Source organism: Pseudomonadota bacterium, from assembly GCA_030860485.1.
Lineage (GTDB): Bacteria > Pseudomonadota > Gammaproteobacteria > JACCXJ01 > JACCXJ01 > JACCXJ01.
This window is the reverse complement of sequence record JALZID010000129.1, coordinates 1-8,232: the sequence shown is the minus strand read 5'-3', so window position 1 is coordinate 8,232 and position 8,232 is coordinate 1. Positions and strand designations below refer to the sequence as shown.

The following is an 8,232-nucleotide window of genomic DNA, read 5'->3' as shown; positions in this document are numbered from 1 at the left end:
CGCGCACCTTGTCGGTGATGGCCGCGTTCTTGTCGAGATCCAGCGTCGTGCGATTTGCCTTGCCGTTGATGTAGCCGTGCATGTAGGCCATTGAGAGCTCACGCCCGCGATCATCGGCGCCCATGATTTCTTTACAGGTCACGGTCGCGAGATCGCGCACCGACTCGGAAGTCTGAGCGCCCGCGACGGTCGAGAGAGTCATGAGCGCAATACCTGGCCAAAATCCACGCATAGCCGTTCTCCTATGAGTTGTCGAGTGAGATGATTGGAGGAAGGGAGGGCCGCGCAGGGTGCCGGTGGGGTGTCACGCACCGCCGACGCAAATGGCGGTGACCGCATCCCGGTGTCGCACGGTCCTTAGCGGCCACCTTGCATGCAGTAATTATACGCGTCCTGATACACTTGGCTTTTAACCCCCTGATTGCGGGCCCCGCGCGCCACCCCGCCTACGATGGCACCGATGGCGGCGCCCTTGCCCGCATCGCCGGCGATGGCGCCGAACAAGGCCCCGCCGGCCGCCCCACGTGCCCCGCCACGCACCAATCCTGAACCGGTGGGTGCCGCATACTCCGCCTCGCGCTGTGCGTAATCCGAGCAGTATGCCGGCGATGTAGCTTCGGCCGCCGCCGTTAGGGCGAGCCCACAGAGTACTACCCCGAGCGCGCTGATTCGTTTCATTCCGGGCCTCTGTCTGACCAAAAGTTAGACGTTGTGAAAAGATTAGAAGCTAACGAGGCTCCGCCTCAGACCGACGAGGTGTATCATTAATCTTGCACCGACATAGCAAGCGGGCGACTCGCTGTTCCGACACACCGCCTAGGACGATCAATATTACCGCTCGAAGCGCCGAGCGGATTGCGGGCTCCCTCTCGGGACCGCGCCCTTTCAACGCAACCATCGTCGCGGTGTCGTAGATGCGTTTGCTCGCTTTGCGGGTTGAGCGAAGCCCCTTTCCCTTTGCGACCCGGCGCAATGGGGTAGGGTTTTTTGCCACCCAATCATAAACTTGAATCATTTACATCACATTTTATGATGCAAGTACTCTAGCCACATGATACCACAAGGCGGGACACGCCGTGCAAGTCCGGCAGGCTCGGACGAGCGGAGTGGATCCGAACACGTGCGAGTCGCGTATTGGATCTTGTTCCTCAACCAAGATTACGCGCCGCGATCTGGACATTCGGTAGGTCGCGCACTCCGCTCGCGGCATCGATTAACGTTTCCTTGTCTTCTGTTGACAGGCTGTTCAGATCGCCACCTTCGAAATACACCATCGCCTTAAGACTTTCGCTCGGTTGGAAGGCAAGTCCGTACAGCGCACGTGCGGCCGCGAGCCCGCTGGAGAGACTGACACCCGCCCTGATCATGGCGGCAATGTCCTGATAATCCCTGGCCTCGACCCGTTGCAGGATGACCTTGCTCTTGGTGGCCATCAGATCAGCCAGCGATGCCACCCGCACGACACCGTCTTCTGTCGCTTCCGGTTCTCCGACGCGTCCGAAACCGATCCCGCCAAAGAATGACAGCTTGACGTGCCCTGCTTGAGCCTCGCCTTCGGACACCACTACGGTGAAGGTGTCGGGCTGGTCCTGGAGCACCGCGGCTCCGGCGATGAACGGCAACGCTGCCTGCAGGGCCTCCTTGCAGAGCGGCTTGTCGGTAAAGAAATCGAAATCGACGGAGGCTCTGTGGCCAAGACGTAACGCGATCGCGGTACCGCCATACAATACCATGCCCAATTTCACGGACGGTTGCAATTGCGGCCAAAGCCGCCTTTGCGCACTAGGCAGGATTTCCAGACGCGGCCTGAAGATCCGTGTCACGCTATCCGCCGCAGCGGCATGGGTGGAACGTTTCCCGGCGTGGCGAGCCCCAGGCGGTAGTGCCAGTAGGCCCAAGAGCGTGCGGTAAATTGGCCGATCTCGGCACGGGCCAACACCTCCCGCAGATACTCATCGCCCATTTGGACTACGAGCTTCTGCACATCGTCGTAATCGCCGATATCCATGACCTGTGCGATCACGCGATCAGGGTGTTGCAGAGCTTCACCAGGTGTTTTCCACCAGATGTACTTTGCCGCAAACTGCTCCAATATCTCTCGATCGATCTGTCCCATCAAAAACGATACTCCCCGCGCTTGCCGCGTCCAGCCCGCAGGATACTCGGTGACAAAGGAATCGCCTCGACTCGCGACTCGATGCGCTTCGCCCGCTCACCGTATCCTGGCGGCGGGCCGCGATGATAAATGGGGATCATTCCCCGGGGATGAAGACCATGTCGGCAGGACCCTCGCCCGGGCTGCCCGCGGCGCGCGGGGCAGGCGCAAGGCCGAGGACCAGCGTCGCTCCCACACCGGCGAGACCGATGGCGATCGTCCAACGCCGCGTCGCGGTCACAGTTGACGACGGTAGGCTAATACCCCGGGGGCGGCCCGACGGTCACATAGGTGACGCTACCGCCGGAGTACGCCTGGTTGTACCAGGTGGCACCGCACTGGTAATAGGTCACACCGCCCGCCACCACCGTTGCCAGAGTACAAGGCAGCGTATTGTAATAGTTATAGGTCGTATAGCTTGGCGTCGAGGTGGACGAGATAGCCGCGCCCACGACCGCGGCCGTACCGGCGACCACCGCGCCAGCCACCAGGGCCTCCCCTAGATCATCGTCGTCCCAATCATTATCCCAGTCGTCATCGTCCCAATTGTTTCGCGCAATATCTTGCCGATTGGCTTGCCGTTCGGTATAGCCCTGCTGGCGCACATCGGTCCGTTCGGTGTATCCCTGCTGGCGCTGTTCGGATCGCTCGGTGCGACCGTCCTTATGCTGAGCCTGTCTGTCGGTCCTCTCTGACTGCCCATGCGTCCTCGTATCGGCGCGCGCCTGGGTACGCTCCGTGGTCTGTGCCTGCTGCTGCTGGCGCCTACCCGAGCGCTCCGTGGTGCGTGTCTGCTGGGTCTGGGACCGTTGCGCAGACCTCTGAGTCGAACCCGCTTGCGCTGTGCGTGCCCGCTGGGTCTGAGATCGTTGGGCAGACCGCTGGGTCGCGCCCGCTTGTCGTGAGGCCGTGCCCGTTCTTGACGAAAAGCTGCCGCCCGCCGCGGCGCCGCCGCGGGAGAAGCCGCCACTGCGAGCGGCCGCCCCACCGCCACCGCCGCCTCCGCGGGAAAAGCCGCTACCGCCCCCTCCACGCCGGGCGTCCGCGTCATCCACGAGTCCCCCCAGCAACACGAGGGCGCTGACGATGGTCGTGACCATCACTAAAGGTCTGGTCTTCATTTCTGTTCTCCGCTCTGCGCTGGCGCTGCCTTCCGGCGGACAGCGACCGCACGCAACTGAGGTAGGAAGGCGATTTTCTCGGCTCCCTCGGGGGGCGTGAATGCAAACATCGAGTCGGTGATCTCCGGCGAGAGGTTCCAGTCGGAGAACTGTGCCCGGAACTGGGGCTCACCCGCTGCATCCTTGTAGGTCAAGACCACTCGCTGAGGCAGCGGCTGGCCACCGTCCGCGACCCACACCTGGAAGTCCACGGTCTTCGTCTGCCCGGCCAGGTGGTGGGCGGGAGCACCGAGGATGTTGGTATTCTCCACGTAGTCGAGGGCCTGGACCCTGCGCTCCAGCTCGGCCGGGAGCCGGCTCACGAACAGCATGGCGAGCGGTAAGCGCATATGGAGATCGCGCATGAAATAGGCGATCGCCTCGTCGAGGTTACCGGGTCTGGATATGCTCGCATAGACGTTTCGCGGGCTGCTAAATACCGTGATCGCCTTGCCATCAAACAGGACGAGTTGCTTGTGGCCGTCGCTGCGCTCGGCCTCGACACGCATGCGATCCGGCCGGCTCACGGTGAGCGTGCGGCTGTCCCCGAACTCGATCTTCTGGCCGGAGGGTTGGACGGCGTCGTAACTGCTCCGGACGTTCACGCTGAAGCGCTGGGTCCGGGACAAGAGCTCGGCCATCCCCATGAGGATCGCCTCCGCGTCGGCCTGTGGCTGGACCGGCGCCGCGGCGGGTCCGGCGATTGGCGACTCCGCCGAGCGGCTGGTCGCCTCCGGTCCCGCGCAGGCCACGAGAATGGGTAGGACCGATGCCGACAGTAGGACCCGCCACCCGTTCATCTTCATGGGCAACCTCCTTCAGTCATTTTAGCCCATGCCTCACCGGCGCAGAGATCGGATCACTTGAGCTTCGCGCCGGTGTCTGATCGCCTGGCTGCAACGACTGCTCAGCGCCTTCTCGTTCTTCTTCATGCAGTCGATGACACGCCCTTCGCCCGCCTTGATGGCACCGCAGTGCTTCTTGAGATCGTCGCCGCACTCGTTGGTCAGAGCTGGGCCCCGGCGTCGTACAGGGCAAACTCACAGCGCGCGGAAAGCTTGTCTTGGTAGGCGTACAGGCAGGCGAGTATCCGTCCCTCGCCCGGCGTCACCTTGGCGCAGAATTCCTTCAGCTCCTTCTCACAGCCCTTGGCGATGGTATCGACGAGCGTCTCCTGTGCGCCAGCGCTGGCCGCGACGAATGTCGATGCCCCAATCAGGATACCCGCGAGGAGGGGTCTTGTGCGTTCGTTCATGAGGTTCTCCCTTTCGTTGATGACCGGCGTGTGACAGCAGGGACGGCTCCGCCTCTACCTAGTCTCCATATTATATAATCACGCAACAGCATCATAGGTTGTGAAAAGGAGTGGACGCGCTGACTCAAGTCGGCAAGCCGGGGTGGTCGTCCTCGTCGCAATGTCGTTTCCGGTCTTCGCCCAGCAGTCGGGGCTTGCTCAGACCGAGCCAAGCCTGGGCGACGGCTTCTTTTCGCGTCCCAAGCTCACCGGCGATGGGGGCGGTGTGCGTGACGAATGGGCCGCGCACGGTGTGGACTCTCCATTTCGACATGGCTACAACCTTCCAGGGCATCCCGGACGGCGGCGGGGGCCGAGGGCTCGGACCAAGACGACACAGACAACACGGGCACGGGAAGACCTTGGCCGGGCGGGCTTCTGCAAGGCCACAGCCGCGGCCAGCACCATCGCGACGCACAGTTAAGTGGCGGGGTTCGGTTCGCCACGGGCGGCGCTCCTATTCGGACCGGGTCCGGCCGGTGCGGGGCAGACGGTGACCTACAAGGGGACGGGGTCGTTCACGGCGCACCGGGAGCTGATGCCCTTGGCGAACGGCGGGGCCGCTGTGCACGTGACGAACGCGATCGTCGCGACCATCGAGCCGAGCAAGCCGCCTTGAGGGGCGCTAAGCCGTCGCTTTGGGCCGATGGGGAGCTGGCCGCGGTGCACCTTGCCGACGGGACACTGGATCTATTAGCGCCCCGCTCGAGCGCTGGGCACCGAAAAGTTTACCCTGGCCCGACGGCGGCTCGCTGTTGGCGCCGCGCTACAACCAGTGGAAGCTGCGTCTTCGCGCGAAGCATTCTGTAGAGTAAACAAGCCTTGGACGTAAACCATGTTTGATCAATTACCCATTCGCCGAGTTATCGGCGCGTTCGGAGTAGTCCTAGCCGGTTCGGTGTGGGCGCAGGGCGAGGGTGAACCCTCGCTTCAGCAGGCGCAGGCTGAATGCTCCAGCATCGCCCAGCAGCAGACGGGCTCTAACCCCAATGCCGCCCCAACGACCGCACCGAGCCAACCGCAGGCGGGCGGCCGTGCCCGCGGCGCGGCGGCCGGGGCCATGGCGGGCGCGGCGAAGGGCCGGTCCAAGACGAATCAGTACGGCAACGTCCCCGACGAAGTCGCCGAGGAATACACCCGCAACCAGGCGCAAGACGCCGCCACGGCCGGCGCGGTCGTGGGTGCGGCCCGGCAGCGTCAGGAACGCCGGCAGAGCACGCAGGCCCAACAGCAGGCCCAGCAACAGCAAGCCGCCTCCGCCAACGCTTACAACCAGGCGTATGCCTCGTGCATGGCGGCTAAAGGGTTCCCGGGCCAGTAAAGGGAGCCGTTTCGACGGGGCGGAGCCGGTATTCGCCGAGCGGCGCATCTCCTCTCTGATCCAGACCCAGGGCGTCGGCGACCTGTATCGAATCTACCTGACCGCCCAATGGGACGGCGGGGATTACCACCTGGCCTACATTCCACGTAGATTCAACGTGCCGCACCGGGAGGATCTCGATACCGAATACATGCGCCGGCTCTTCGAGGTGGGAGACGGAATGGCGGCAAAGGGCTACCCGTGGGAAAAGGACCCGCCGAAGTACATCCCTTCATCGGAAGCCGCCCCGCGGGAGGAAGAGCGATGACAGAGAAGCCGGAAGAAAAATTCTCGCTGGTCATCGGCGGGCCCTTCTATCGATTGCAGCAACGCCTGGGTTTGTTGGGGCCGGACTTGCTTCCGCCCATGAGAACGGCGCTTCTTTTCGCGGCCATGGCGTGGTTGCCGCCGGCATTGCTGTCCGTGGCGCAGGGACTCGCTTGGAGTGAGTCCTTGGGCGGGCGAGCTTTTTTCCTCGACTTCGGCGCTTATGCCCGCTTCATCATCGCCATCGTGCTGTTCGTTGTCATGGAACGGGTCGCCGAAAAGCGCATCGGTGCCCTCATTCGTCAGTTCACGGACGCCGGACTGGTGCCCCCGGAGGAGGGTTCCCGGTTCATAACGGCGTTGCAGCTTGCCGACCGGCGCAGCAGTTCCGCGCTTGCCGAGGCGATCATCCTCGGTGTGGCCTATGTGGCCTCCGTGAGCGGCGGATTTTATTCCTTGTCGCTCTTGCAGGAGTCCTGGCTCGGCACCCTGGTCGATGGACACGCTCGGTTTTCGGCGGCGGGCTGGTGGATATTGCTGGTCAGTTTGCCCCTGTTTTGGTTTCTTTTGCTGCGCTGGCTCTGGCGCTTTGTCGTTTGGACCCGGCTACTTCGGGACTTGGCCAAAGTGAAGCTGCGCCTGGTCGCGACCCATCCGGATCAAAGCGGGGGAATCGGGTTTCTGGGTCTGTATCCTCCCACCTTCTCCGCCTTGGTCTTTGCCTTGAGCTGCGTGACCGCTTCCGCGGCCTTGCAAGAGATGGTGTTCGCCGGCGCGCCCCTGGCGTCGATGCGGCTCGTCTTCGGTGGGTGGTTGGTCCTCGTGCTTATTATCTTCGTGGGACCGCTCCTGGTGTTCGCGGGTCCGCTGGCGCGGCTCAAAGAACGGGCGTTGCTGGAGTATGGCGCGCTTGCCGGCCAGCATAACCGGGCCTTTGAGGCGAAGTGGGTGCGCCGGGAGGAAGTTGGCGAAGCCGCGCTTGGCGCGGCCGAGATCTCGTCGCTGGCGGATCTTGCGTCCGGCTTTCAGGCGGTTAAGGCCATGAAGCCGATTCCCGCCGGCAAGGAAACCTTGATACCGCTGGTCGTCGCGGCGGGCTTGCCGTGGCTCGCCGTCGCCGCTACACAGGTGCCCTTGGCGGAGATCTTGAAAAAACTGGCAAGCGCCCTGTTATAACCTCAGGAACGGCGAAGGGAAATTTACCATCGTGCGGAGACGGTCTATTGGCATCCCGCCCGAGCAAGTCATCGGCAGCACCGGCAAGCTGAAGCTCGAGTTGCGCGACGGCAAGCCGGTGCTCGTGAAGCTGCCGGAGATAATTTCATTGACGACAAAACCGGCAAGCCCATCGGCATCCAGATGCACATTGGCCGGCGTCCCATCGCCGCCTTCGGCACCCCCGACTGCCGACTTGCAAATGCTCCAATGGACCGCCGCCGGCAGCGGCCCGCGCTTCTGTCTACTTTCACCACACCGACGCTGAGCGCGAATGGTCTTATGACCGGAAGTCCTCCATCGGCCGCCTCGACAAAGGACTCGACGAAGCGAAGGCGCGCGGCTGGACTGTGGTGAGCATGAAGGACGATTGGAAAAGCATTTTCCCGCTCGAAAGAAATGAGCTCCGAAACGACACAACAATGAAAGCCAGCCACACACAAAACCACATCGCCGCCGCGCTCGGTTGCGCGCTGGCACTCACCGCCACAACACTCGCCGCGCAGGACGCTGCAGCCGAAGACGAAAAAGCCAAAGCCGCCGAGTTGGCGATGAAACTCCAGAACCCCGTCGCCAGCCTCATCAGCGTGCCGATTCAGAACAATTGGGACTTCGGCATCGGCGCGGCGGACGCCATGCGTTATACCGCCAACATCCAGCCCGTGATTCCCTTCTCGATCAGCGAGAATTGGAATCTCATCACACGCACGATTCTTCCCATCGTCTATGCCGAGTCACCAGTGAAGGGCGGCGACAGCAAATTCGGCCTCGGGGACACGGT

The 8,232-nt window shown here is 63.0% G+C and carries 14 protein-coding genes and 1 pseudogene; 6 read left to right on the top strand and 9 right to left on the bottom strand.

All coding sequences use genetic code 11. The features are described from left to right. The 9 genes from M3461_07260 to M3461_07220 all read right to left on the bottom strand — a co-directional run. Positions 1-202 (bottom strand): HdeA family protein (locus tag M3461_07260; GenBank protein ID MDQ3774163.1); only part of this gene is annotated, 202 nt, incomplete at its 3' end. A 155-nt stretch (positions 203-357) separates the two neighbouring features. Continuing rightward, entirely contained in the window at positions 358-678 is a 321-nt protein-coding gene (locus M3461_07255) for a glycine zipper family protein (GenBank protein MDQ3774162.1), read from the bottom strand. A gap of 470 nt (positions 679-1,148) precedes the next feature. Then, positions 1,149-1,823 carry a nucleotidyl transferase AbiEii/AbiGii toxin family protein gene (locus tag M3461_07250; GenBank protein ID MDQ3774161.1) on the bottom strand — a complete coding sequence of 225 codons (675 nt, stop codon included), beginning with the start codon at positions 1,821-1,823 and terminating at the stop codon, positions 1,149-1,151. Beyond that, on the bottom strand, positions 1,820-2,116 hold the full coding sequence (locus M3461_07245; GenBank protein ID MDQ3774160.1) for a hypothetical protein: 297 nt from the start codon (positions 2,114-2,116) through the stop codon (positions 1,820-1,822). Before M3461_07245 ends, M3461_07250 begins: the two co-directional genes overlap by 4 nt. 296 nt (positions 2,117-2,412) lie before the next feature. Then, positions 2,413-3,276 carry a hypothetical protein gene (locus M3461_07240; GenBank protein ID MDQ3774159.1) on the bottom strand — a complete coding sequence of 288 codons (864 nt, stop codon included), beginning with the start codon at positions 3,274-3,276 and terminating at the stop codon, positions 2,413-2,415. Continuing rightward, positions 3,273-4,121, bottom strand: coding sequence for a DUF2092 domain-containing protein (locus M3461_07235; protein ID MDQ3774158.1), 849 nt, complete (start codon positions 4,119-4,121; stop codon positions 3,273-3,275). Before M3461_07235 ends, M3461_07240 begins: the two co-directional genes overlap by 4 nt. Before the next feature lie 33 nt (positions 4,122-4,154). Beyond that, positions 4,155-4,325: a cysteine rich repeat-containing protein gene (locus M3461_07230; GenBank protein MDQ3774157.1), complete on the bottom strand. Its 171-nt coding sequence runs from the start codon at positions 4,323-4,325 to the stop codon at positions 4,155-4,157. After that, on the bottom strand, positions 4,322-4,570 hold the full coding sequence (locus tag M3461_07225; protein ID MDQ3774156.1) for a cysteine rich repeat-containing protein: 249 nt from the start codon (positions 4,568-4,570) through the stop codon (positions 4,322-4,324). Before M3461_07225 ends, M3461_07230 begins: the two co-directional genes overlap by 4 nt. A 124-nt stretch (positions 4,571-4,694) precedes the next feature. Further along, the gene (locus M3461_07220; GenBank protein MDQ3774155.1) at positions 4,695-4,883 is read right to left on the bottom strand and encodes a hypothetical protein; all 189 of its coding nucleotides are present in this window, start codon (positions 4,881-4,883) and stop codon (positions 4,695-4,697) included. A gap of 150 nt (positions 4,884-5,033) precedes the next feature. Here M3461_07220 and M3461_07215 point away from each other — a divergent pair, with 150 nt between their 5' ends. From M3461_07215 to M3461_07190, 6 genes and pseudogenes are all read left to right on the top strand, one after another. After that, on the top strand, positions 5,034-5,228 hold the full coding sequence (locus tag M3461_07215; GenBank protein ID MDQ3774154.1) for a hypothetical protein: 195 nt from the start codon (positions 5,034-5,036) through the stop codon (positions 5,226-5,228). A gap of 216 nt (positions 5,229-5,444) precedes the next feature. After that, entirely contained in the window at positions 5,445-5,930 is a 486-nt protein-coding gene (locus tag M3461_07210) for a hypothetical protein (protein MDQ3774153.1), read from the top strand. After that, the gene (locus M3461_07205) at positions 5,890-6,237 is read left to right on the top strand and encodes a hypothetical protein (GenBank protein MDQ3774152.1); all 348 of its coding nucleotides are present in this window, start codon (positions 5,890-5,892) and stop codon (positions 6,235-6,237) included. The genes M3461_07210 and M3461_07205 overlap by 41 nt, the downstream gene beginning before the upstream one ends. Further along, on the top strand, positions 6,234-7,412 hold the full coding sequence (locus M3461_07200) for a hypothetical protein (protein MDQ3774151.1): 1,179 nt from the start codon (positions 6,234-6,236) through the stop codon (positions 7,410-7,412). The genes M3461_07205 and M3461_07200 overlap by 4 nt, the downstream gene beginning before the upstream one ends. Before the next feature lie 49 nt (positions 7,413-7,461). Next, positions 7,462-7,849: pseudogene (locus M3461_07195) on the top strand (haloacid dehalogenase-like hydrolase). Positions 7,850-7,873: 24 nt separating this feature from the next. Continuing rightward, the coding region (locus M3461_07190; protein ID MDQ3774150.1) for a hypothetical protein at positions 7,874-8,232 on the top strand (359 nt) is incomplete at its 3' end.